Genomic DNA, 23,655 nt, shown 5'->3' on the forward strand with positions numbered 1-23,655 from the left:
TATAGTTATTTATTAAGGATTACTAACTTAAGGAACATTTGTGCGCTTAGGGCTTTGCATTTTATTTATTGTGTCGTTTTTTGTATGTGCACAAGATATGCTTTTGTATTTGCGTAATAGCGATATTATTACCCGTGCACAGCAACAGTATGGCAACGAAGGCCATAAACGAATTAAAGATTGGCTTAATTTTATTGATGACTCAGCTGATGAAAGCGAATGGAAAAAAATTCATCTTGTTAACGATTTTTTTAATAAACACATTAAATACAAAAGCGATGAAGATCTTTGGCAGCAAAAAGATTACTGGGCTACCCCGCTAGAGAGCTTAGGTGTTGGTATGGGCGATTGCGAAGATTACGTTATTGCTAAATACTTTACGTTAATAGCGCTAGGTGTTCCTGAGGATAAAATACGTTTAATGTATGTACGACAGCGCACAGTAAACCAACCCCACATGGTACTTATATATATAGAAGATCCAAACAGAATTCCCTTTGTTTTAGGTAACTTTAATACTAAACTGCTGCCCGCTAATAAACGCCCCGATTTAACGCCTATTTACAGTTTTAATGGTCAAGGGCTTTGGTTAGCTAAATCGAAAGGGTTAGGCAATAAAGTAAAAAATAGCCGTGGTGTGTCGGCTTGGAATACTATGCTAGAGCGAATTGAACAAGGTGAGCTTGCTCCCATTAAAAGTAACATTAAAGGAACTACCAGTTATGTCTCGACTTTTTAAAAATGGATTGAGTCTTAAAACCCAAGTTTATGGTTTAATAATCGTTATTTCGGTTGTTTCATTTGTGGTTCGAGTAGTTACAGATGTTGAAACTACTCGCGATTACTTACAAACCCAAATGGGAAGCCATGCCCAAGACACAGCTACCAGCTTAGGGCTTTCTATTTCGCCTTATTTGGAGCCAGAAAACCTAGTGATAGCTGAAACAATGGCTACTGCTATTTTTGATTCTGGTTACTACAAAGAAATTAAATTTACAAATTCACAAAGCCAAGTTGTATTTGATCTCGAAAATCCTAAGCGTGTTGAATCTGTGCCTAATTGGTTTATTGCTTTAAGTAGTTTAAAAGCCCCCACTATGCAGTCGGAACTCAATAACGGTTGGATCATGGCAGGTATACTTGAGGTTACAAGCCATACTGGCCAGTCTTATTTTACGTTGTGGGAGCATACAAAACGCAGCTTTTATGGTTCTTTTTTAATACTAATTGCCTCGCTTGCAGTTGCTTTTTTAATATTACGCGAAGTATTTAAGCCTTTAAAAGCAGTTGAGCATCAAGCTCACCTTGTTACTCGTAAGCGCTTTACATTAAACGAAGAAATACCTGTTGCACGAGAGCTGCGCACTGTAACCAAAGCTATAAATAATATGGTTATTAACTTACAAAGTACTTTTGACTCTTTAACTAAACAAACCCAAGCCTTAACAGAAGAAGTTTATATTGATTCTTTAACTGGTTTAGGTAATCGAAAGTTGTTTGAAAATCACTTTAGCTCGGTTGTTGATACAATAACCACCGATGCGCCACTTACTGCAATGATGATTACCCTACCTTCACTTACAAATATAAACCAAACTGTTAGTTATCAAGATGGTGACGCCCATGTGAAAGATGTAAGCGTTATTCTTACTAAAATTATTGGCAACCTAACTAACTCTAAAATATTTAGGTTAAATGGTAGTACTTTTATAGCGCTTATTCCTTACGATACGCAGTTTTTAAATAGAACACGCTTAGAAATTACCGATGCCTTTAGTAAACAAAAAAATAGCTTACATGTTAATGGATTTGCTAATTTTGCTATATTAGAAGTGAATAAAGGCTCGTCTATTGGTAGTGTTTTATCTGCTTTAGATACAGGTAGTACTATTGGCGATACAATAGAAACTAACAAAATAGATAAAGATACGCTATTTAGTGTTAAACAATGGCGTACACTTATTCAGTCGATTATTGACTCTGGTGAGGTTAGCTTTTCGGTGCAGCCAGTTAAACGCGCTAACTCACAAAACAAGCAGTGTTACTTTGAGGCATTTGCCCACTTTACCCATGAAGGTGAAAAGGTAAATAATGGCCACTTATTTGCTATGGCCGAAAAGCTTAATTTAACCGAAGAATTAGACAAAAAAATAATTCGTAACTTTGTAAATATAAAAGAACAATACCCTGATGATGTATTTGCCTTAAACGTAAGTAAGGCATCTTTATATTCGGCTGATTTTATACAATGGTTAACGCTTTATGCACACACTAAACCAGTTATTAAAACTAACCTTATTTTTGAGTTACATGAAATTAGTTTACTTTATAATGTACATATAGCTTCAAAGCACATAGATGCAATTAAAGATATTGGTATTAGTGTGTGTATTGAGCACTTTGGAACAAGTTTAACGTCGTTTAGGTATTTACAGGGTTTAGACATTGAGTTTGTAAAAATTGATGGTAGTTATATTCAAGACCTTCTTGATAACACGCAAAGCCAATTTTTTATTCAAACAGTGAACAATATTTGTCATGGCTTTGGCATTGAAGTTTTAGCCTGTTTAATTGAAAAACCTGAGACTTTAAAGATACTTGAAAGCTTAGGCTGTGATGGTGTGCAAGGTAATTTAATTATGCCTCCCTCTAAAATAGTCAAAACTAATAATAATGGCGTAAATAAAGAGTTTACTTTTTGCACCGATGCGCTAAAATTTTGTAATTAGAACTCAACCAAGGGACGAGACATGAAATTATTTTTATTAGCTGGCCTAATTGCTGGTGCGTCTGCACTTACAGCTTTACCTAGTTATGCACAAACTGATACTGGTTTAACTGCACCTGCGCAAAATGTAAGTGCTTTGGTAACCATTTTAAATAATGCCACGGCTGAAACATCGCCTGAGCAGCTTGAAGCCGATTTGACTGCCGCAATTTTAGCAATTTGTAGCGATTGTACCCCTGACCAAATTGATGCAATGATGAACGATGTTATTGCTGCAATTGGAGCTGACAGCCCATTAATATCTAACTTTTTAGCTGCAATGACTGCTGCAGGCATTGACAGCGATGCAGTTACTTTAGCTGCAATTACAGCTGGCGTTGATGCTACTGTTGCATCTGAAGCAACAGCAGCCGGCCCAGATGGCGCACCAGCTCCTGATGCTCCGGTAATTGTTACTTTACCAACAACTGCTGTACCGCAAGGTGCCGGCGGCACTGGTGGTGATGCAGGTATATCAGAAGTAATTAACTAACTGCCTTTGCAATATTATAAAAACGCAGCCAATTGGCTGCGTTTTTATTTTGGAGCCGTTACTTTAAGCTCCTACCTTTAAGCTCTTTGTTTGAGAAAACTGTGAATCGTTTATTATTTTTTTTGCTGTGCTGCATTTTATTTTTACTCCCACTCCCTTTAGGCAGCTACCGCCCTTGGGCTATATTAGCTATGGGTTTATTAATTAGCGCTACTTTTTTAACTCATTTAGTTTATAGCGCTACCAATAACGAGCAATCGTTATACCCTCCTTTGTATTCTTGGCCTGTATTTACTGCTTTGGGCTTGGTTGCTGCTGCGTGCGTTGTGCAAATGTACACGGTGAGCGTTGATCCTTTTCAAACTAAGCAAATGCTTTTAAAAACCAGCTTTATGATTTTGTTTTGTTGGTTGTTGTTTATTTACTGCAATAGCGCACAGCGTATTAAATATTTAATATATGCAATTATAAGTGCCGGTGTGTTTCAGGCTTTGTATGCCACTTATTTAAATTTATCGCCCGATATAATCAGCCCGCTATTTGGCTATAAACATACCGAACGTGCTATTGGTACATTTACCTACTCTAACTTTTTAGCTAACTTTTTAGCTTTATGTTTGTGTTTGGGTATTGGTGTTTTAGTTAGCGAGCTAAAACGCTCAACTAGCGACTATAAACAAACATTAAAACAAACACTTCGGGCGTGGACAGAAATACTTTTAAGCTCAAAAATAATTTTACGTATTTCGTTAATTATAATTATTGTTGCGTTAATTTTAACGCGTAGCCGAATGGGTAACTCTGCATTTTTTATTGCATTAATGGTTGTTAGCTTACTCGCGTTTTTTATTTACAGGCAAAAACCTAAAGCGTTTAAACTACTTATAGTTAGTTTTTTTATAATCGATTTAATTATTATTGGCGCTATATTTGATGTAGAAAAAGTTAAACAGCGTATAAGCGAAACCAGTATTTCATCAGAAACCCGCGACGAAGTTGTACGTGATTCAATACCGCTCATTTTAGATAAACCTTTATTGGGCTCTGGTGGTGGTACATTTTATACTGCGTTTCCGGCGTATCAGTCTGAGCCTTATTCTGGTTATTACGATAATGCCCATAACGATTACGTACAGTTTGCAGTAGAGCTGGGTATACCCACTACAGCCGCACTGGGCTCACTTATACTTTATTGTTTATGGCTATGTATAGCGACTATGCGAAAGCGTAAAACAGCGCTGTTTCAGGGCGTTGCTTTTGGCTGTGCCATTGCAATTATAGATATGCTGCTGCATTCGTTGGTAGATTACTCTTTACAAGCTGGTGCAAACTCAATGTTGTTTATGACTATTTTATGCTTGGCAATATTGAGTAGTAAGTTACCTGCGTCTAAACGAAGCCGAAAAGAGCATGGTTAAATACAAAGCCAAGTAATTACCTAATATAGAGTGGTTAGAAGCTGCGCTTCTCACGCGAGCAAGTTCAGCCTCTACCGTCAAGGTTAAATTTACGGTTAACTTGTTAGCGTGACAAGCAAAGCCTTTAATAAGAGATTTATTCACTAAGAGGTTAAGAGGCGCTACGCTTTTAGAGGAAGTAATAAAGCAGAAACTATACTCTGAATAGCATTATTTTTTCTCATTTACTTCTCTTTGTGCAAATAGATCTTTAGCTGGTTTTTAAATAAATTGAATAATTTTAAGCATTGCTTTGTAACAGCAGCGCCTGTAATTAGTGATTTTTTCACTAAGAGGTTAAGAGGCGCTACGCTTTTAGAGGAAGTAATAAAACCAAAAATATACCCTGAATGGCATTCTGCTTTCTCATTTACTCCTCTTTCGCTTCTCTTTGTGAAAATAGATCTTTAGCTGGTTTTTACTGTAACAGCAGCGCATTTAATTAGTAACTTTTTCACTAAGAGGGTATGAGGCGCTGCGCTTTTGGAGGAAGTAATAAAACCGAAAATATATCCTGAATAGCATTATGTTTTCTCATTTACTCCTCTTTCGTTTCTCTTTGTGCAAATAGATCTTTAATTTATTTAATTATTGATTAAGAATTACTGTTCTTCTAAATCAAACTCAGTTAAATGTCCTTCACCGTGTATAAGTTGATATCGGGCTAAATTCCCTTGCTCTAGTGTTATTAAACTAATAGCGGAGTCGCTTACTAAGTATTTTTGCCCTTCACCTATGGTTTGGTGTTTATCTACTTCCATGTGCCAGCGTTTGGTAAAAAAGTTTAAAGGGCTTTTTGGGCCGTATAGAATTGAATCTAGTTTATCGAGTATGTTTATTAATTTACGCGGGAACTCGTTTTTAATACCGCTGGCGGTAAGTTGCCAAATTCGATTGGGATGATCGCCAAAACGCTTTTGCACCGAAAAGCAAAATGAGTAATGTACATCACCCGATAAAATAAGGGTTTCGTTTGGGGTGTCGGTTCGTCTAAAGGTATCGAGTAGCTTTTTGGCTGATCCTTCGTGCGCCATCCAGTTTTCTACGTCAACCATGAGCGGTTGGCCACATATGTTAAACATGGCTTGAATGGCTTCTATTGATTTAACACCAAATACAGGGGCTGGCGATACAATAATAACCTGATCGTGGCTTAATAGGCTTTCTTCAAGCTCTGTTAAACGCTCCCAATCAAGTAGGCCTGAAGGCTCATTAAAGTTTTGCTCATTTCGCCAACGGTGCGTACGTGTATCTAGCACCACTACTTTTGGGGTTGTAGTTAACTCATAATGCCAAAAACTAAAATCGTTTAGTGGTTTATCAAATGCTTTAAACTGCCATAAATTATTAGCAGTACGGCTTTGCTTAAAAGGTGTTAGTAACTCGCCTGTTTTATTTAGCGCATCGTTCCCCATTCCCTGAAAAAGCCAATAACTAATTAAGCCGTTATTAATGATTCGTTTACTACTTGGGTTTTCATTTATAGCTTGCTCCCACCCAGCGGTGAGATTCCAATCATCGGTTACATCGTGATCATCAAACATCATTAATGTAGATACATTGGCAAACAATCGCTCTACTTCACTTAAGCCTTTTGCATAATCAATCAGTGCTGTTTTTTCAGCGCCAAAAATAGTTTTGTTTTGCTTGTTTTGACCTGAATACGTTGTGTTTTTTATATCAACGCATTGCCAAGCAGCAGCACTAAAATTTAATAAATAAAGTGCTATGTATTCTTCAAAGTGGATAAGGTGGTTATACGCTTTTACACTTGAAAAGTGAGGTTCGTCTTTTTTTAGCCAGTAACCAACACCTAACTTTGAGCGTTTTTGCCACGGCGTTTTTGGTAAGAACAAATGGCGATTATAAAGTTGCTCATTTATATCATCAGGTAGCTCAATGGCAAGTGGTTGCTCTTTATAGATACCTAAGGCTTTAATTAACTGAGAAATAGCTAATAACATGGGGCCTGCTACATCATCGGCGTAAACCTGGTCACCGCTCAGTAATAACAATTGTGCGCCTTGAGTATTATTACCACGCTGAGCATTTTGCCACTGACTTGCAGATACTAAGCTGTCTTTTGCTGGATGATGTGCATTACGGCACGAGCCATGCAAAATATCACTGAGTTTATTGGGAATTACAAATGCAGGCGTTGTTTGATTGCTATAGCACCACGGCGATAAATCGATTGCTGTATCGTCAATTACAAGTTCATAGCTTAATAAGCTATCTACAGGAAGTTTATTATTTACTGGCTTTATAATCACGAAATGCAGGTACAAATGTTCCCCTAAAGAAACAGTGTGTTGATCGCTATAACACTCAACATTTATAAGTGTTATTTGGCAGTTTGCAGGTTTGGAGGTAGCAAACTGAATACAGACTCCAGTTTGCTCTGCACGGCGCACCATTGGCCCCATTAGTAAAATAGGAAGGTTTGCCGTGTGAGTAATCATGTATTTAGCCTTTAGCTGCTAATTTAAATAAAGAATAAAAGTTCTCGGTAGTCGCTTTAGCAAGTTCATTAAAGCTAATGCCTTTAAGTTCGCTAATGTAATAAGCAACATCTTCTACGTACGCTGGCTGATTTGTTTGCCCACGATACGGTACCGGTGCTAAATAAGGCGAGTCGGTTTCTATTAATAATCTATCTAGCGGTATTTGCTTTACTACTTCTTTTAGCTCAATAGCATTTTTAAAGGTAACAATGCCCGAAATAGAAATATAAAAGCCCATGTCTATGGCTTTTTTTGCCATATCCCAATCTTCGGTAAAGCAATGTAATACACCACCGCAGTTTTCGGCCTTGTGCTCACGCATTAAATTAATGGTATCGCTGCGGGCATCACGTGTATGAATAATTAACGGTTTTTGTAATTCGTTAGCCACTTCAATATGCCCAACAAAGCTTGCTTGCTGCACTGCATGAGTATCTTTTGAATAGTAGTAATCAAGACCCGTTTCACCAATAGCAACGACTTTGTCGTGTGAGGCTAAGTCGATTAGTTGCTGTTTATTAAGGGCGTCTTTTTGATCAAGTGGATGTACACCGCATGAGGCTGATACATCGTCATAATGCTTAATTTTATCAAGCATGCTTGGAAACTGATCAAGCGTTACGCTTACACATAAAAAGTGCTCTATTTGCTTTGCACGCGCTTTATCAAGAACTTGGTCAAGGTTTAAGTCTAGTTTATCAAAATCAAGACGGTCTAAATGGCAATGAGAATCTACAATCACTATAAGGCCTGTATTATGTTCAGGGTTTAAATTTGTTCGTTTAATTTATTATGTTAGTAATTAAAAGAACCCAATATAGGGCGGCGTTAATCTCAATGAAAAACCGACCCTATAACTACATGGTATATGTTTGATCGCCTGAGTTTAACATAGTCCCAAGCAGCTTTTCGATTTTAGCGTTTAGGTTTGTTTTATCATCTAAAAAGCTAATACCGATACCTGGAGGATTAGAGCTTTGTGCACCTTGTGGCGTGATCCACGACACTTTACCTGTCACTACGTCATCTTCTAAGGCATCGGGCAAAGTAACTCTAAGCGCTAATGAATGCCCTGCTTCGTAACGCATATTAGTGCGTACAAATAAGCCACCTTTTTTTAAGTAAGGCATATAACAACGGTATAACTCGTCTAAATCGTCTATGTCTACTAGTAGTTCTTGCATGATTAATCCTTTTAAGAATTTCGCAATGTGTATGCTAATCGTGATACAGCAAGCGATAAATTAAGGCCAAGTACTTGTGTGTTATTTTGTAAAAACTCGCCTAATGCATTTTGCGCACTTTGATAAGCTTCAAAACTCATGCCTTGCAGTAATTGCTGCTTTAGTTGCACGCTTAAAAACAAAGTAAATATACGAACAAGTTCAGGCTGTTTATTTATTATATCGACTAACGCTTTGAAATTATGGCTTTGTTTTAACTCAGTTGCAAACTTATAAAGTGTATCAATATTTTTTAGTTGGTCTTGCTGTTGCCAATGCTTTACTTGCAGCGGTTGGTTATAAAAAAGTGCTAACCAACTATAGTTAGGAATATCTAATGTTTCTAACCATTGCTGGGCAAGTGCTGTATTAGTTATTTTTACGTCACTTTTAGCGCATCTACTTAAAATAGTTGCAGGGAGCTGCTCTGGTTGGCTTGTAGTTAATATTAAAAAGCGGCTATTAGTTGGCTCTTCAAGTGTTTTTAATAATGCGTTAGCTGCTGCTGTGGTCATTTTTTCGCAATTTTCGATTATCGCGACTTTATTGCCATTTTGCGCTGCAGAGTGATTCATAAAATCACTAATACCACGTATATCGTCTACACCAATACTTTGCCCATCAACTTGCGTTAAACGTTTGTCGGGGTGAGTGCCAGCCAGGTTAAGTAAACAGCTTTTACACTGCCCGCAAGGTTTTAGCATACTGTTTTGCGCAGCTACCTGCTTAGCTATATTTTGGCATAACAAAGCATTCCCAAGCTCATCACTTAACTCAAACTTACCTACGCCAACAGGCCCACAAAATAATTGCGCATGATGAAAACGCTCTGCGCGATAACTTTTCGCTAAACGTGCTTGAGTATCATGTAGCCAAGGCAATGGCATATTATTTTAGGCCTTCAAAAAATGAATGCAGTACATTGGTAATATCGCGATGTACTTTATCAATACTTTGGTTTGCATCGACCGTTTTAATGGTGTTGTCGTCGTTAGCAAGTTCAACATAACGCATACGTGTACGCTGAAAAAACTCAATGGCTTCTTGTTCAATTCGGTCTAGCTCGCCACGTCCTTTTGCACGTTCAAGGCCTATCACTGGGTCAATATCAAGGTAAATAGTTAAATCAGGCTTTAAGCCCTTTAATACCATTGAAGAAAGCGAAGCTAATGTATTTGAGCTAATACCACGCCCGCCACCTTGATACGCCTGAGACGACAAGTCATGACGATCTGCTAAAATCCACTTACCTTGCTCCAACGCAGGGTTAATTACGTTATGCATTAGCTGTGAACGCGCCGCATACATAATCAACAATTCGGTTTCAAATGCAATCTCTTCTGCGTGTTCAGCCTTCACAAGCGTACGTAATGACTCGGCTAGTGGCGTGCCGCCAGGTTCGCGGACGTTAATGAAGTCTATTTTTTGTTTGTTTAAAAAGTCTTGGCATAACGAAATAGCGGTTGATTTACCCGCGCCTTCTAGCCCTTCTATTACTATAAATTTTGATTTCATAAAAACTTAATTCTTTTTATTTAATATATACGTTTTAACTGCCGCGTTATGCTGCTTTAACGTGGTTGAAAATTGGTGGCTGCCATCGCCTTTTGATACAAAGTAAACATATTCACTTTGCGGCGGATTAACTGCAGCTAAAATAGCGGCTTTAGATGGCATAGCAATCGGTGTTGGCGGTAAGCCATTAATACGATACGTATTGTAAGGCGTATAATCGCGTAAATCTTTGTATTTAATATCGCCATCAAAATCGGCGCCTAATCCGTATATTACGGTTGGATCGGTCTGTAGGCGCATATTGGTGTTTAATCGATTAACAAATGCTGATGCAATTAACGGACGCTCGCTGGCAAGGCCTGTTTCTTTTTCAATGATTGAAGCCATTATAAGTGCTTCGTATGCTGTTTTGTAGGGCAGATTAACAGCGCGCTGCTGCCAAGCATCATCTAATGTTTGCTGCATTTTTTGTGCTGCACGTTTTAATACACTGCTTGCAGTATCGTTATTATGATAATGGTAAGTGTCGGGGAATAACCAGCCTTCTAAGTGCGTGTCATTACCCAGTATTTGAGTACTTAGTTCGTCAGTTTTTAAATCGTTTTGTAAATTATCAGCTTTTTTAATAGCACTTAGTACTTCACGTAAGTTTTGACCTTCAATTATGGTAAAACTAAAACTAATTTGCTGACCTTGGTTAATTTTTTTTACGTTGTTAATAACGCTATCGGCTGTTAGCTCGTAAAGCCCCGCTTTTAAGTCGGTAAGTGTGGGATCTAATTTGGCAATTACCTGATAACGCCAACAACTTTCTACCCAGTTATTAGCTTGCCATTGCTGGCATAACTTATTAAAGCCAGTGCCATGCTTAACTTCAAATTGTGTGCTTTGTGCTACCTTTAACGGGCTATTTATTGTTGCTTGTAATTGCTGGTAACCAACAGCAGTGGTTATAACAGCTAAAAAAAGTACCGATAAAATAACTTTTAACACTCAGCCTCCTTGGCTAATAATTTAGTTAGTAATGCGTGGCTGTCGTCTGTATTAAATACCTGTTGCTCAATACGTTTTACAGGTACTGCTCCCATTAAGCTATTGCACACAAATACGGCGTCTGCTTGGGTTAAGTCTTCTACTTTCACGCGTTTAAATTCAACAGGCAATTTATCACATAACGATTGCAGATAAACGCCCTTTATTCCGCACTCATCAAGCAATGGCGTAAACACACGCTTATTTTCAATCGCAAAAATATTAGCTGCAGAAGCTTCAATTACATTGTTATTGTAATCAAGCACTAACACATCGTCGCAGTTTTGCGTTTGCATTGCTTTTTTAACTAGTACTTGCTCTAGCCGATTTAGTGTTTTAAGACCCGCTAAATAAGGCTGTGCTGCTAATTTAATTGGGCTTATTTCGAGATTTACACCCTTTTTAACAAGCGCTTCGTAATTACTAGGGTAATCTAATATGCTCAATAAAATAGTAATATTACACTCACTTGGCAGCCCATAACCACGTCCGCCTTCGCCTCGCGTTACAAGTATTTTAAGCACGTTGAGTGGTGTTGCTTTTATATGCAAAGCAATTTGATTTTCAAGGCTATTAAAATCTAGCTCAGGAAAACCTAAGCGCTGTGCGCATTCAATCAAACGCGCTTTATGATGAGCCCAATACTGTACTTGCCCATTAACAACTTTAGCCGTTGTAAAAAAGCCGTCACCGTAATTTAAGCCTCTGTCATGCGTACTTAAAGTGCTGTTTTGATCTACTGCTATTATTGTTTGCATTTTATTTGGCATATAAAAAAAGCCCAGTTAAACAACTGAGCTCTTATAATTTGATTCGTTGTTAAAAAAGATTATACCTTTTTAAATAGCAACGAGCCATTAGTACCACCAAAACCGAACGAGTTACACAGTGCAAAGTCTAACTTTGCATCACGTGCAGTGTGAGCAATATAATCTAAGTCACACCCTTCGTCTGGGTTATCAAGGTTGATAGTTGGCGACACTTTTTGATCTGTCAGTGATAAAATCGAAATAATCGATTCAACCGAGCCTGCAGCACCTAACAAGTGACCCATCATCGATTTAGACGAGCCGACCATTACATCTTTGGCTGCATTACCAAAAATAGACTTAACAGCGGCAGTTTCTGCTTTATCGCCTGCATTTGTAGATGTACCGTGTGCGTTAATGTAACCAATTTGCTCAGCGTTCACTTGCGCATCGTTTAGTGCGTTTTGCATTGCAAGGGCAGCACCCGCTCCATCTTCTGGTGGTGATGTCATGTGGTACGCATCGCCGCTCATACCAAAGCCTACAAGCTCAGCATAAATTTTAGCGCCACGCGCTTTAGCATGTTCGTACTCTTCAACTACAACAACACCTGCACCATCAGAAAGCACAAAGCCATCGCGGTCTTTATCCCAAGGGCGAGAAGCAGCTTGTGGGTCGTCATTGCGGGTTGAAAGTGCACGTGCAGCATTAAAGCCACCCATACCAATTGGGGTACAGGCTTTTTCTGCACCGCCAGCAACCATTGCATCTGCATCACCGTAGGCAATCATGCGCGCGGCATGGCCAATATTATGCAAACCAGTAGTACAGGCAGTTACAATTGAAATATTTGGACCACGAAGTCCATGCATCATTGATAAGTGACCTGAGATCATATTAATAATGGTAGACGGCACATAAAATGGCGATAACTTGCGCGGACCACTATTTAATAACTTAATGTGGTTTTCTTCGATAAGCGTTAAGCCACCAATACCAGAGCCCACAGCTACACCTATACGTGTTGCGTTTTGCTCAGTAATTTCAAGGCCTGAATCTTTAAAGGCTTGAACACCCGCTGCAATGCCGTACTGAATAAACAAGTCCATTTTTTTAGTATCTTTCGCTGACATGTATGCAGTTGCATCAAAGTCATTTATTAAACCAGCGAATTTAGTACCAAATTTTGATGTATCAAAGTGGGTTATTGTTTGAATGCCACTTTTGCCATCTAATAAGCCTTGCCAGGTTGATTGAACATCATTACCTAGCGGCGTCAACATTCCTAAGCCAGTTACGACGACTCGACGTTTAGCCACGGTTTGCCTCCAATAAGGGATATTTACAAGGGGATGATCATACCCAAGCTACCTCAAAGTGCTAGTCCCAAAATAGATTAAAAACGCATAACACAATCAAAATTAATTTTTAGCTAAAATTGAGCATTGAGGCTTAAGTTTTGAATCACGAACTTTGAGGTGGTTTGGATATAAAAAATTAAAGGCAGCGGATGCTGCCTTTAACGTGCGATTAATTACTCAGCGTGTGCTGTTACGTAATCGATAGCAGTTTGCACTGTAGTGATCTTCTCAGCTTCTTCATCTGGGATCTCAGTATCAAACTCTTCTTCAAGAGCCATTACTAGTTCAACAGTATCAAGAGAATCTGCACCTAGGTCATCGACGAAAGAAGATTCATTTTTAACTTCTTCTTCTTTAACACCTAGTTGTTCAATGATAATTTTCTTTACGCGTTCTTGGATATCGCTCATTCTTCTTTCCTTTATTAAAAACGCCGATGCGTTATTTTCAGATTGCCGCGTAGTTTACGCGGCATAATTCTCTGATTCAATGATTTGACCATAAATAATTGTCTGGTCAAACCTCTGAGTGTGTGTTTTGTCTTTTATCGCTTATTTTCGCAGCGATTTCAAGTATGTTTAAAGCAAGTTCACAAATAATTCAATGTTTTTGAGGTAACTTACTTAACTTTATTAGGTAACAATGTGGGTACAATGGTTATTAAACCATGTACATCGCGCCATTTACATGCAAAGTTTCACCTGATACGTACGCAGCCGCGTCAGATGCTAAATAACATACCGCAGCTGCAATTTCGTCTGGTTGACCTAAACGCCCTGCTGGAACATTTGCAAGTGTTGCTGCTTTTTGCTCGTCAGTTAAATCATCAGTCATATCAGTTTGAATAAAACCAGGTGCTACTACGTTTACTGTAATACCACGTGATGCAACTTCGCGTGCAAGTGACTTAGAAAAACCAATGACGCCTGCTTTAGCCGCTGCATAATTTGCTTGCCCTGCATTACCCATAGTGCCCACTACTGAGCCAATATTGATAATACGACCTTTCTTTTTCTTCATCATTGGACGAAGTACCGCTTTAGATAAACGGAAAATCGAGCTTAAATTAGTGTCGATTATATCGTCCCACTCAGTCTCTTTCATACGCATTAATAGGTTATCACGTGTGATACCTGCGTTATTAACAAGTACGTCAATATCGCCAAAATCAGCTTTTATTGCGGCAAGTGTCGCTTCAATAGATGCAGGATCCGTTACGTTTAATGCATAACCTTTACCATTGTCACCTAAGTACTCGCTGATTTTAGCAGCGCCTGACTCACTTGTTGCAGTGCCTGCAACTTTTGCACCTTGCGCAACTAATGTTGTTGCAATTGCTTTACCAATACCACGGCTAGCGCCAGTAATTAGGACAATTTTGCCCTCTAAAGAAAATAAATTAGACATTTTATATACTCTTATTTAGCTGCAGCGATTGAAGCGGCATCGTTTACTGAGCCACAAACCATTGCTTTATCAATTCGTTTCGCAAGCCCTGTTAATACTTTACCAGGACCAAATTCGTAGCTTTGCGTTACATCTTGTGCAACCAAGGCTTGTACTGTTTCTGTCCAGCGAACTGGGCTGTATAGTTGACGTACTAGTGCATCTTTAATTGCATCAGCGGTCGATTCAGCTTTTACATCAACATTATTAATTACATCACACTTAGGTGTATTAAATGTTAAAGCGGCTAAGTCTACCGCTAGCTTATCAGCTGCTGGCTTCATTAGTTCACAATGTGAAGGTACGCTAACCGAAAGTGGTAATGCGCGTTTAGCACCAGCATCTTTACATGCTTGTGATGCTCTATCTACTGCCGCTTTATGCCCTGCAATAACAACTTGACCAGGAGAATTGTAGTTAACTGGAGATACAACCTCACCTTGCGCTGAGGCAGCACATGCCGCTTTTATTTCTTCATCGCCTAAGCCAATAATCGCAGCCATTGAACCTACGCCTGCAGGTACAGCTTCTTGCATGTATAAACCACGGTTTTCAACAAGCTTAACAGCTTCACTCAAGCTTAGTACGTCGCTACATACTAGTGCTGAATATTCACCTAAGCTGTGCCCCGCCATAACAACGTCTGCATCTGGGTTTGCTGCAAGCCAATCACGGTAAATAGCAACACTTGCAGTTAATAATGCAGGTTGTGTACGATGAGTTTGATTTAATTTTTCTTCTGGGCCATTAAGAACTAGCTCTGCTAAGTCGTAACCCAGTGCATCTGATGCTTCTGCAAATGTTGCTTTAACAATGTCAGAACTCTCTAGTAGCTCTTGTAACATACCAACGCTTTGCGAGCCTTGACCTGGGAATAGAAGTGCAATTTTTTGTGCCATACTTTGCTCTTTTTAATTAAACAAATAAATAATGAAATACACGGCACATCAATTATTGATTAACCGCCGTGTCTTTAGAATGTGTTTTTTCGAAAATAGCGGCTATTTTATCAGGAAGTTGACGTTCAACCTCTTTTACCGCTTCATCAATTGCTGCTTGAAATGCTTTAGCTGATGCATTTCCATGACTTTTAACGACAATACCGCGCAATCCTACCAGAGAAGCACCGTTATACTGGTCGGGGTTCACCCTTTTATAGAGTTTTTTTATTATTGGACGCAATATAAACGCCATACATTTATACAAAAGGTGCTTTTCGAGCGCAGCGGTAAACTTATTCATAATAAGCTTGGCAATGCCTTCGCATGTTTTAAGCGCCACGTTACCCACAAACCCTTCGCATACAATAACATCAGCCTTGCCAGAAAAAATATCACTTCCTTCGCTATAACCAATGTAATTAATATGTGGGCTTTGCTGCATTAATTGTGCAGCCTGTTTAATATCATCGTGGCCTTTAATGTCCTCAGCGCCAATATTTAATAAGCTAACGCGAGGGTTATCGCACCCAAGTGCTTGACCAGCAACTACAGAGCCCATAATGCCAAACTGATAGAGCATTTGCGCATCGCAATGCACATTAGCACCTAAGTCGAGTAAATATACTGGGTTTTGGCTTTCTGTAGGAACAGATGAAATGAGTGCGGCACGTTTAACACCTGGCTGCATTTTTAATACGTAGTGAGCCATAAAAAATAAAGCGCCGGTATTACCTGAGCTAACACACGCTTGTGCTTCGCCCGACTTAACTAAATCAAGGGCAACACGCATAGATGAATCTTTTTTTGAACGTACAGCAATTGCAGGTTCGCAGGCGTTAGTGACTATTTCACTACAATGACGAATTATGAGTCTTGGATGAGATAAAGAATCGAGGGATTCGAGTTCTTTAGATATAACGTCTTCATTGCCACATAAAATGAGACTTAAATTGGCATGAGCGTTTACCGCATGAACGGCAGCAGGAATAGATGAACGGGGGCCGTAATCGCCCCCCATCATATCTAACGCTATGGTTAGATCTTTCAGCATATAAGTAATCTCTTATTTAGAAATTACTTGAACGCCTTTGTAGTAACCATCTGCAGTCACATGGTGACGACGATGAGTCTCACCAGATGTTTGATCTACAGTTAAAGTTGGACCACTGATCGCATCGTGTGAACGGCGCATGCCGCGTCTTGCACGAGACTTTTTGCTTTTTTGTACAGCCATAGTCTTCTCCTAAGAATCTTTCTTAAGTTGTTTCAAAATATCAAATGGATTAGGTTTATCATCTTCCGCCTTTAATACACCAAAGCTGGCAGGCTTTGCTGAATAACTGCATGAAGCTTCGTTGTGGGTAGCCACTAATGGAATTGCTAAAATTAGTTCGTCTTCAATTAAATCAAAAACGTTAACTTCACCATTTTCATCAAGTGCTACTTCGTCGTAGTCTTCAGGAAAAATATCTAACTCTGTATCTTCACCTACTGGTGAATATGCAAAGTCTTGAACCAAATCCAACCCTAAATCACCATTACAACGTTGACAAATGACAGTAACATGTGTGGACAAATTGCCTCTAATCACAGCGAAACCTTGATCATCGTTTTTGCAATGTATTTTTACCGCTATTTCACCTACTTCTTCCTGCACAACTTTCTCTAAACGAGTAAGTTTTTCAAGCGGTACAATTCCGTCATACTTTAAACGGTGCTGCGCTGCTTTGCCTGGATGAAGAGTGATGGGAATTTTCACCTTTTGCATAGGGGCTGCATCATATAGATAGTTAGTTTGTTAGTCAAAGTAAAAAACCATTTTTACTTGGTTTTTAACGTGTTTTACTCTCGGATCTGATTTATCCTAACTCAATCTGAATTATCGTAGGAAAACAGTCCATGAAGCTTCCACTCATTTTAGCGTCAAGCTCGCCTTTTAGGCAGTCTTTATTACAAAAATTTAATTTACCCTTTGATACGTTTTCACCCGACGTTGACGAATCAGCACTTGAATGCGAAACACCTACTGAACTGGTTAAGCGTTTAAGTGAGTTAAAAGCCTCAGCAGCTAATAAACACTTTAAAAAAGGGTTAGCAATTGGATCAGACCAAGTCGCTGTGTTTAACAATCAAATTTTAGGTAAACCGCACAATAAACAAAATGCTCTAAAACAACTAAATTTATTTAGCGGTAATACTGTAACATTTTTAACTGGGCTTTGTGTTTACGATATTGTAACTGGAACAAAAAAAACCTGCGTAGAACCTTTTAATGTGACGTTTAAAACACTCAGTGATGCACAAATTAGTGCTTATTGCGACGCAGAGCAGCCTTATAACTGTGCTGGCAGCTTTAAAAGTGAAGGGTTGGGTATCTGTTTATTTGAAAAACTAAGCGGAGACGATCCTAATAGCTTAATTGGATTACCATTAATTAAACTCAGCCAATTGCTGGCTGAGTTTGGTATTGATGTACTTACTGCTCAAAACAAGTCCTAGTTAAATAAATTAACCAAGCAAAACCTGTTGTAATTGCAGATAATTATCTACCGTTGCAACAGGGCTAAGCTTATTTAACTGCTGTGCGTTATGTACACCCATTGTTACGCCAATTCTATCCATGCCTGCAGCTTTTGCCATTGTCATGTCTATTTGAGTGTCACCAATCATTACAGCGTCTTGAGCGCTTATGCCAAGTTCTTCAAGTAATTGGTACAGCATATTTGGAGAGGGCTTAGACAGTCCGTCATCGCTTGTACGTGTTGCACTAAAAAAATGTCTAAGTTGGCTTTGATCAAGCAAACGCTCTAATCCATCTCGACCTTTACCTGTTGCAACCGCTAAAACAATGCCCTGCTCTTTTAAGGCACCTAAAACGCTAACAACATTATCAAATACAGGAGTTGGCGTGGTATCAACACTATATTGGTGTTTATACCCCTTAATTAGCGCTTGATGCTGCGCGGCATTATTGGGAAATAAAACATCAATTGCATTTTCAAGCGACATACCAATAATATTTTTAATTGCTAAATCACTTGGCGCCACTAAATTAAGTGACTCAGCACTACTACGAATACAGTTAACTATTTTAGTGACTGAATCCATAACGGTGCCATCCCAATCAAAAATGACGAGCTTATATTTTTTAATCGGCGTCACTGCAATCACTGTTTTGCGTCTCGTAATTTTAGTAATGTATTTTTAAGCGTTTTATCAAGGGGCGCTTCAATACGCATCGTTGTTTCGTTTTTAGGATGATAAAAACTTAAATCGTGTGCATGTAAGAATAAACGGTTTAACCCAACTTTACGCATAGATTCATCAAACCCCTGGTCACCGTATTTATCATCGCAGGCGATAGGATGACCTTTACATTGTGTATGAACACGAATTTGGTGCGTACGTCCTGTAACAGGCGACGCTTGTACGAGTGAGCAATCGTTAAAACGTTCAAGTACTTTAAAACGCGTATGCGAAGGCTTGCCCTCAGTGTTATCTACACGTACTACGCGTTCACCCGATTTAAGTGTATTTTTACGCAGCCCTTCGGTAACGTTTTTAGTTTTAGAGTCCCACTGCCCTTCTACAAGTGCCCAGTAATTTTTTTCCATGGTTTTTTCACGAAGCTGTTCATGCAATGCTGTTAACACCGAACGGCGCTTTGCAATAAGTAAACAGCCCGATGTATCACGGTCAAGCCTATGTACTAGCTCAAGATTGCGCTCTTCTGGGCGAAGCGCACGCAGCGCTTCAATTAAACCATAACTTAAACCACTGCCACCATGAACAGCCATACCTGAAGGTTTATTTATGACGATAAGGTATTTATCTTCAAATAAAATATCGTTTTCTAGGCGAGTTACTTTGTCTAACTTTGATGGTACAAACTCTTCACGCTCAGCAACTCTGATAGGTGCAATACGCAGTACATCGTCAAGCTGTAGTTTATATACAGGCTTAATACGCTTTTTATTAACGCGTACCTCACCTTTGCGCAAAAGTTTATAAATAGCGCTTTTAGGCACCCCTTTTAAATGGGTAATAAGAAAGTTATCAATACGCTGACCTAAATGGTCTTCATTGATCGTGACATAAGTTACTTGTAAGTCGTTTTTTTCTGACATTGCCTAATCACTAATTTAAGTAAAATAATTTAGTTGCTAACACTGTAATAATAGTGGGATAATCAGCAGCGCAAATATTTAGTATTTGCAAATAACAACGGTGCTTTTTAACACATTAAAACATTCGTGATGCACATTCTGGGTAGCCGATCATACAGATCCGAGTTAAGTTTTCCAAAGCTTTTATGCCTCCTCAGTTAACACGTGCGATCAATTAACGGCAATGCGCGTAATATATTGCTGGTTAAGTTTGAACATGAAGCGATTTTTAATGTGCTAGAGAAAGCAATGAACAGATAATTTGTCTGATAGTGACGACGTAAAAAACGTCGTTCAGCACTAGCTCAATTATTGTAGTACCGTACAGCAGCTTATTTAGAATTAAAAAAATCTAATAAATAAGCGTTCATTAACATCGGCAGCGATTTTTGCTCTTAAAACGGATATTAGCGATACATCAGTATGTATTGCTCACCAACTTAATGAGCCCTACGCGCCTAATATGAATGATATTTAGTAAGATTAATATGACAGGCCGACTTCTGGGTAAAACTTGTAAACGTAGCTGAAAAGCCGACAGTTTTAGCACCATTAAGAATTTAATAGCGGTAATAATCGCTATTGTTTGCCAGCATTTAAAATACTGCATACGAGATACAGAGCCGTTCCGTTAAAGACCCAGTCGTGAGGCTGCACATTCTAAAAATAGGGACAACTGAACAGGCGAGAAAAACATCGTCATGTCAGCGACATAAATAAGTAGAGTAACAATATGAAACGTATGCTAATCAATGCAACGCAGCAAGAAGAAATGCGCGTAGCACTGGTTGATGGCCAGCGCCTTTATGATTTAGATATCGAAAGCCCAGGTCACGAACAGAAAAAAGCCAATATTTATAAAGGCAAAATCACTCGCATTGAACCATCTCTTGAAGCAGCATTTGTTGATTACGGTGCTGACCGCCATGGTTTCCTTCCTTTAAAAGAAATTGCACGTACTTACTTCCCTGCAGGTTACACTTTTCATGGTCGCCCTAACATTCGCGACGTAATAAAAGAAGGTCAAGAAGTAATAGTACAAGTTGATAAAGAAGAACGCGGCCAAAAAGGCGCAGCGTTAACTACTTTTATCAGCGTTGCTGGTAGCTATTTAGTTCTTATGCCTAATAACCCTCGTGCTGGCGGTATTTCTCGTCGTATTGAAGGTGATGAGCGTACTGAACTTAAAGAAGCTTTAGGCCGTTTAGAACTACCTAAAGGCATGGGCTTAATTGTTCGTACAGCCGGTGTTGGTAAGTCATTTGAAGAACTTAACTACGATTTAAAAGCACTATTAGTACATTGGGATGCAATTAAACAAGCAGCCGACAGTGCTAAAGCACCGTTTTTGATTCACCAAGAAAGCAACGTGATTTTCCGCGCAATACGCGACTATTTACGTCGCGACATTGGCGAAATTTTAATTGATAAACCACGTGTTTTTGAAGAAGCTAAAGCGCACATTGAGCGTTTTCGTCCTGACTTTATGAGCCGTGTTAAGCTTTATCAAGGTGACACGCCTTTATTTACACATTATCAAATTGAAAGCCAAATTGAGTCTGCATTCCAGCGTGAAGTACGTCTTCCTTCTGGTGGTTCAATCGTAATTGACCCTACTGAAGCACTTACATCTATTGATATTAACTCGTCTAAGGCAACTAAAGGCGGCGATATTGAAGAGACAGCACTTAATACAAACTTAGAAGCGGCCGATGAAATTGCACGTCAATTACGTCTTCGTGACCTAGGTGGTTTAATTGTAATCGACTTTATTGATATGACTCCTCCACGCCATCAACGTGAAGTAGAGAATCGTTTAAAAGATGCAGCGCGCCCAGACCGTGCTCGCGTTCAAATTGGTAAAATCTCACGCTTTGGTTTACTTGAAATGTCGCGCCAGCGTTTGCGTCCTTCATTAGGTGAAGCAAGCCAAGGCCCATGTCCACGTTGTAGTGGCCAAGGTACTATTCGTTCAAACGAATCAATAGCACTTTCAATTCTTCGCTTAATTGAAGAAGAAGCAATTAAAGACAATACAGCACAAGTAAATGCACAAGTGCCTGTTGCTGTTGCCGCTTATTTATTAAATGAGCAACGTCGTAGTGTTCATCGCATTGAAAAACATCATAAATGTGACGTAGTGATCATTCCAAATCAACATATGGAAACACCACATTATGAAGTTATGCGCTTACGTAAAGACGAAACACTTGAAACTGTAAGTTACGGACAAGTTGTTGCACCGGAGCCTGAAGTATTCGAGATGTCAAAATCTCCAAGTACGCCAGTCCGTGAAGAGCCGATGCTAAAAGGCGTGGTAATGCCTTCTACTCCTGCTCCACAAGCAGCGCCAGCTAAAGCCGTAGAACCTGCTGCGGTAGCACAAACTAAAACGGAAGGTGGCTTACTAGCTGCTATTGGTAATTGGTTTAAGTCGTTATTTGCAAGTGAATCTGAAGAAGAGAAAAAAGAAGCTGTAGAAAAAGAGCAGCAAGAAACGCGCAACAATGCGCGTCGTGGTAACGATAATCGTCGTCGTAATAACAATCAACGTCGTCGTAATAACAACCCACGCACTAACAAGCCGCGCAATGAGCGTCCAGCCGCTGAAGAGGAAGCTAAAACTGACTCAGCAGCAAGCACCGAGACTCAAGAGAGAAGCGAGAACCGCAACAAGCGCCGTCGTAATCCTAACTCTCGTAAGCGCCCAGAGCATAAAAACCAAGAAAAAGATCAAGTTAAAACTGAAGCCCCTGCAAAGGCGGAAGTAGAAACTGATTCTAAGCCAGCACAAGCTGCAGAGCCTAAAGAACAGAAGCCTAAAGTTCGCCGTCAACGTCGTAACATACGTAAAAAAGTACGTCTGCAAGATGAAAAAGCTGAGCAAGCTAACTCAACAGAGCAAGCACCTGAGCAAACGGCTGTAACTGAAACTCCACAAGTTCAAGAGCAAGCTCCTGCTGTAGAAAAGCAAAAGCAAACTCCGGCAGAAAAAACAGCTCACATTAAAGAAGAGAAAGTTGATGTTGTTGATTCTAACGATGAAACAGCAACTACTGAAGACGAACAAGAGCAAACACGTACACGTTCACGTCGTTCTCCTCGTCATCTTCGTGCATCTGGTCAACGTCGTCGTCGCCCTGAAGGTGAAGCAGAAGTTAAATCTGATGAAGCCCCTGCATTTATTCCAGTTGCTGATCAAGCTGCTGCAGAATACGAAGCAGAACTTAAAGCTAAATCAGAAGAAACACCGGTAGATGCGTCGCAACAAGTTGAACAAGCCGTTGCGGTTGAAGACTTAGCAAAAGTTGAAGCTGTAGAAGAGCCAGTAAAAGCTAAAGAACCGGCTAAAGCTGAAACGCCAGTAGCCACTGAAGAGCCAGTTAAAGTTGAAACACCAGTAGCAACTGAAGAGCCTGCTAAAGTTGAAGCAAAAGTGAAAACTGAAAAATCAGCACCGCATGTTAAAACAGCGGTTACTCAAGGGTCAGCAAGTGCGCCAATGGCACAACCTACTCCTGTAGCTGATAGCGAAGTGAAACATACGTCTGTAGCAATGGCTCACGATAAACGTGAACTAGTTCCAGACAGTGGTTTACGTGCAGGTTCAATCAAACCTGCTGGTCGTGCAAGCTCTGCAATGACTAAAACAATGAGTGTTGATTAATAACTAACATTCATTAAAAAGCCCCGCTATTTAATAAATAGCGGGGCTTTTTTGTTTATATGATTTGAATAATTATTAAAGTTTCTTCACGCCCACAATAAGCGATTTATTCACAAAGAGGTAAAGAGACGCTGCGCTTTTAGAGGTAGTAATAAGGCTAAGCCTGTCAATAAAGCATGACTTGTGTTTTCTCATTTACTCCTCTTTCTCTTCTCTTTGTGCAATAGATCTTTAAGTGGTTTTATTAGCAAAGAAATTAAATAAACAGAAGCGTTGCTTCTCGCGTAAGCAAGCTTCACTACTACAGCCAAATTTAACACCGTGAATAAAATTA

General features: G+C 39.4%; 22 protein-coding genes. 6 read left to right on the forward strand and 16 right to left on the reverse strand.

The window, feature by feature from the left end:
- Positions 1 to 40: 40 nt before the first annotated feature.
- The 4 genes from H5117_RS10575 to H5117_RS10590 all read left to right on the forward strand — a co-directional run bounded on the left by H5117_RS10575 (position 41) and on the right by H5117_RS10590 (position 4,678).
- Positions 41 to 739: a transglutaminase-like cysteine peptidase gene (locus H5117_RS10575; RefSeq protein WP_024594585.1), complete on the forward strand. Its 699-nt coding sequence runs from the start codon at positions 41 to 43 to the stop codon at positions 737 to 739.
- On the forward strand, positions 723 to 2,729 hold the full coding sequence (locus tag H5117_RS10580; protein ID WP_182737698.1) for an EAL domain-containing protein: 2,007 nt from the start codon (positions 723 to 725) through the stop codon (positions 2,727 to 2,729). Before H5117_RS10575 ends, H5117_RS10580 begins: the two co-directional genes overlap by 17 nt.
- Before the next feature lie 21 nt (positions 2,730 to 2,750).
- Positions 2,751 to 3,260 carry a hypothetical protein gene (locus H5117_RS10585; RefSeq protein ID WP_182737702.1) on the forward strand — a complete coding sequence of 170 codons (510 nt, stop codon included), beginning with the start codon at positions 2,751 to 2,753 and terminating at the stop codon, positions 3,258 to 3,260.
- Positions 3,261 to 3,361: 101 nt separating this feature from the next.
- Positions 3,362 to 4,678 (forward strand): O-antigen ligase, encoded by a 1,317-nt coding sequence (locus H5117_RS10590; protein WP_182737704.1) that lies wholly within the window; start codon positions 3,362 to 3,364, stop codon positions 4,676 to 4,678.
- Between the two features lie 641 nt (positions 4,679 to 5,319).
- Here H5117_RS10590 and H5117_RS10595 read toward each other — a convergent pair.
- The 14 genes from H5117_RS10595 to yceD form a co-directional block, all read right to left on the reverse strand.
- Entirely contained in the window at positions 5,320 to 7,179 is a 1,860-nt protein-coding gene (locus H5117_RS10595) for an alkaline phosphatase D family protein (RefSeq protein WP_182737706.1), read from the reverse strand.
- Between the two features lie 4 nt (positions 7,180 to 7,183).
- Entirely contained in the window at positions 7,184 to 7,963 is a 780-nt protein-coding gene (locus H5117_RS10600; RefSeq protein WP_024594691.1) for a TatD family hydrolase, read from the reverse strand.
- A 115-nt stretch (positions 7,964 to 8,078) separates the two neighbouring features.
- On the reverse strand, positions 8,079 to 8,405 hold the full coding sequence (locus H5117_RS10605) for a PilZ domain-containing protein (RefSeq protein ID WP_002962367.1): 327 nt from the start codon (positions 8,403 to 8,405) through the stop codon (positions 8,079 to 8,081).
- Between the two features lie 11 nt (positions 8,406 to 8,416).
- On the reverse strand, positions 8,417 to 9,331 hold the full coding sequence (locus tag H5117_RS10610) for a DNA polymerase III subunit delta' (RefSeq protein ID WP_182737708.1): 915 nt from the start codon (positions 9,329 to 9,331) through the stop codon (positions 8,417 to 8,419).
- Position 9,332: 1 nt separating this feature from the next.
- Positions 9,333 to 9,959 (reverse strand): dTMP kinase, encoded by a 627-nt coding sequence (tmk, locus tag H5117_RS10615; RefSeq protein ID WP_182737709.1) that lies wholly within the window; start codon positions 9,957 to 9,959, stop codon positions 9,333 to 9,335.
- A 6-nt stretch (positions 9,960 to 9,965) separates the two neighbouring features.
- On the reverse strand, positions 9,966 to 10,952 hold the full coding sequence (gene mltG / locus H5117_RS10620; protein WP_182737716.1) for an endolytic transglycosylase MltG: 987 nt from the start codon (positions 10,950 to 10,952) through the stop codon (positions 9,966 to 9,968).
- Positions 10,946 to 11,761, reverse strand: coding sequence for an aminodeoxychorismate lyase (pabC, locus tag H5117_RS10625; RefSeq protein ID WP_182737720.1), 816 nt, complete (start codon positions 11,759 to 11,761; stop codon positions 10,946 to 10,948). The genes mltG and pabC overlap by 7 nt, the downstream gene beginning before the upstream one ends.
- A gap of 59 nt (positions 11,762 to 11,820) precedes the next feature.
- Entirely contained in the window at positions 11,821 to 13,059 is a 1,239-nt protein-coding gene (gene fabF / locus H5117_RS10630; RefSeq protein WP_002962376.1) for a beta-ketoacyl-ACP synthase II, read from the reverse strand.
- Between the two features lie 215 nt (positions 13,060 to 13,274).
- Positions 13,275 to 13,511, reverse strand: coding sequence for an acyl carrier protein (gene acpP / locus H5117_RS10635; protein ID WP_002962377.1), 237 nt, complete (start codon positions 13,509 to 13,511; stop codon positions 13,275 to 13,277).
- 250 nt (positions 13,512 to 13,761) lie between these two features.
- Complete coding sequence (gene fabG / locus H5117_RS10640) at positions 13,762 to 14,508, reverse strand: 3-oxoacyl-ACP reductase FabG (RefSeq protein WP_002962378.1); 747 nt, start codon at positions 14,506 to 14,508, stop codon at positions 13,762 to 13,764.
- A gap of 11 nt (positions 14,509 to 14,519) precedes the next feature.
- Entirely contained in the window at positions 14,520 to 15,446 is a 927-nt protein-coding gene (fabD, locus tag H5117_RS10645) for an ACP S-malonyltransferase (RefSeq protein ID WP_039490050.1), read from the reverse strand.
- A gap of 52 nt (positions 15,447 to 15,498) precedes the next feature.
- The gene (gene plsX, locus H5117_RS10650) at positions 15,499 to 16,539 is read right to left on the reverse strand and encodes a phosphate acyltransferase PlsX (RefSeq protein ID WP_182737723.1); all 1,041 of its coding nucleotides are present in this window, start codon (positions 16,537 to 16,539) and stop codon (positions 15,499 to 15,501) included.
- Positions 16,540 to 16,551: 12 nt separating this feature from the next.
- Positions 16,552 to 16,722 (reverse strand): 50S ribosomal protein L32, encoded by a 171-nt coding sequence (rpmF, locus tag H5117_RS10655; RefSeq protein WP_002962381.1) that lies wholly within the window; start codon positions 16,720 to 16,722, stop codon positions 16,552 to 16,554.
- Positions 16,723 to 16,731: 9 nt separating this feature from the next.
- Positions 16,732 to 17,256, reverse strand: a complete 525-nt coding sequence (gene yceD / locus H5117_RS10660; protein WP_007375269.1) for a 23S rRNA accumulation protein YceD — start codon at positions 17,254 to 17,256, stop codon at positions 16,732 to 16,734.
- 131 nt (positions 17,257 to 17,387) lie between these two features.
- On the opposite strand from yceD, the gene H5117_RS10665 reads away from it, so the two are divergent.
- Positions 17,388 to 17,987 carry a nucleoside triphosphate pyrophosphatase gene (locus tag H5117_RS10665; protein WP_182672287.1) on the forward strand — a complete coding sequence of 200 codons (600 nt, stop codon included), beginning with the start codon at positions 17,388 to 17,390 and terminating at the stop codon, positions 17,985 to 17,987.
- A gap of 9 nt (positions 17,988 to 17,996) precedes the next feature.
- Here the strand turns inward: H5117_RS10665 and H5117_RS10670 are convergent, their stop codons facing one another.
- Both H5117_RS10670 and rluC read right to left on the reverse strand, forming a co-directional pair.
- Positions 17,997 to 18,659 (reverse strand): HAD-IA family hydrolase, encoded by a 663-nt coding sequence (locus H5117_RS10670; protein WP_182737726.1) that lies wholly within the window; start codon positions 18,657 to 18,659, stop codon positions 17,997 to 17,999.
- The gene (rluC, locus tag H5117_RS10675) at positions 18,656 to 19,615 is read right to left on the reverse strand and encodes a 23S rRNA pseudouridine(955/2504/2580) synthase RluC (RefSeq protein WP_024596136.1); all 960 of its coding nucleotides are present in this window, start codon (positions 19,613 to 19,615) and stop codon (positions 18,656 to 18,658) included. Before rluC ends, H5117_RS10670 begins: the two co-directional genes overlap by 4 nt.
- A 772-nt stretch (positions 19,616 to 20,387) precedes the next feature.
- On the opposite strand from rluC, the gene rne reads away from it, so the two are divergent.
- Positions 20,388 to 23,321 (forward strand): ribonuclease E, encoded by a 2,934-nt coding sequence (rne, locus tag H5117_RS10680; RefSeq protein WP_182737738.1) that lies wholly within the window; start codon positions 20,388 to 20,390, stop codon positions 23,319 to 23,321.
- Positions 23,322 to 23,655: the final 334 nt, after the last annotated feature.

This window comes from Pseudoalteromonas sp. SG45-1 (assembly GCF_014164135.1).
GTDB classification, from domain to species: domain Bacteria; phylum Pseudomonadota; class Gammaproteobacteria; order Enterobacterales; family Alteromonadaceae; genus Pseudoalteromonas; species Pseudoalteromonas distincta.

Excerpts from the sequence above, each read along its gene's own strand:
- H5117_RS10580 (WP_182737698.1), top strand. The coding sequence starts at position 723 with ATGTCTCGACTTTTTAAAAATGGATTGAGTCTTAAAACCCAAGTTTAT.
- H5117_RS10585 (WP_182737702.1), top strand. The coding sequence starts at position 2,751 with ATGAAATTATTTTTATTAGCTGGCCTAATTGCTGGTGCGTCTGCACTT.
- H5117_RS10595 (WP_182737706.1), bottom strand. The coding sequence starts at position 7,179 with ATGATTACTCACACGGCAAACCTTCCTATTTTACTAATGGGGCCAATG.
- H5117_RS10605 (WP_002962367.1), bottom strand. The coding sequence starts at position 8,405 with ATGCAAGAACTACTAGTAGACATAGACGATTTAGACGAGTTATACCGT.
- H5117_RS10610 (WP_182737708.1), bottom strand. The coding sequence starts at position 9,331 with ATGCCATTGCCTTGGCTACATGATACTCAAGCACGTTTAGCGAAAAGT.
- tmk (WP_182737709.1), bottom strand. The coding sequence starts at position 9,959 with ATGAAATCAAAATTTATAGTAATAGAAGGGCTAGAAGGCGCGGGTAAA.
- pabC (WP_182737720.1), bottom strand. The coding sequence starts at position 11,761 with ATGCCAAATAAAATGCAAACAATAATAGCAGTAGATCAAAACAGCACT.
- acpP (WP_002962377.1), bottom strand. The coding sequence starts at position 13,511 with ATGAGCGATATCCAAGAACGCGTAAAGAAAATTATCATTGAACAACTA.
- fabG (WP_002962378.1), bottom strand. The coding sequence starts at position 14,508 with ATGTCTAATTTATTTTCTTTAGAGGGCAAAATTGTCCTAATTACTGGC.
- fabD (WP_039490050.1), bottom strand. The coding sequence starts at position 15,446 with ATGGCACAAAAAATTGCACTTCTATTCCCAGGTCAAGGCTCGCAAAGC.
- plsX (WP_182737723.1), bottom strand. The coding sequence starts at position 16,539 with ATGCTGAAAGATCTAACCATAGCGTTAGATATGATGGGGGGCGATTAC.
- rpmF (WP_002962381.1), bottom strand. The coding sequence starts at position 16,722 with ATGGCTGTACAAAAAAGCAAAAAGTCTCGTGCAAGACGCGGCATGCGC.
- yceD (WP_007375269.1), bottom strand. The coding sequence starts at position 17,256 with ATGCAAAAGGTGAAAATTCCCATCACTCTTCATCCAGGCAAAGCAGCG.
- H5117_RS10665 (WP_182672287.1), top strand. The coding sequence starts at position 17,388 with ATGAAGCTTCCACTCATTTTAGCGTCAAGCTCGCCTTTTAGGCAGTCT.
- rluC (WP_024596136.1), bottom strand. The coding sequence starts at position 19,615 with ATGTCAGAAAAAAACGACTTACAAGTAACTTATGTCACGATCAATGAA.
- rne (WP_182737738.1), top strand. The coding sequence starts at position 20,388 with ATGAAACGTATGCTAATCAATGCAACGCAGCAAGAAGAAATGCGCGTA.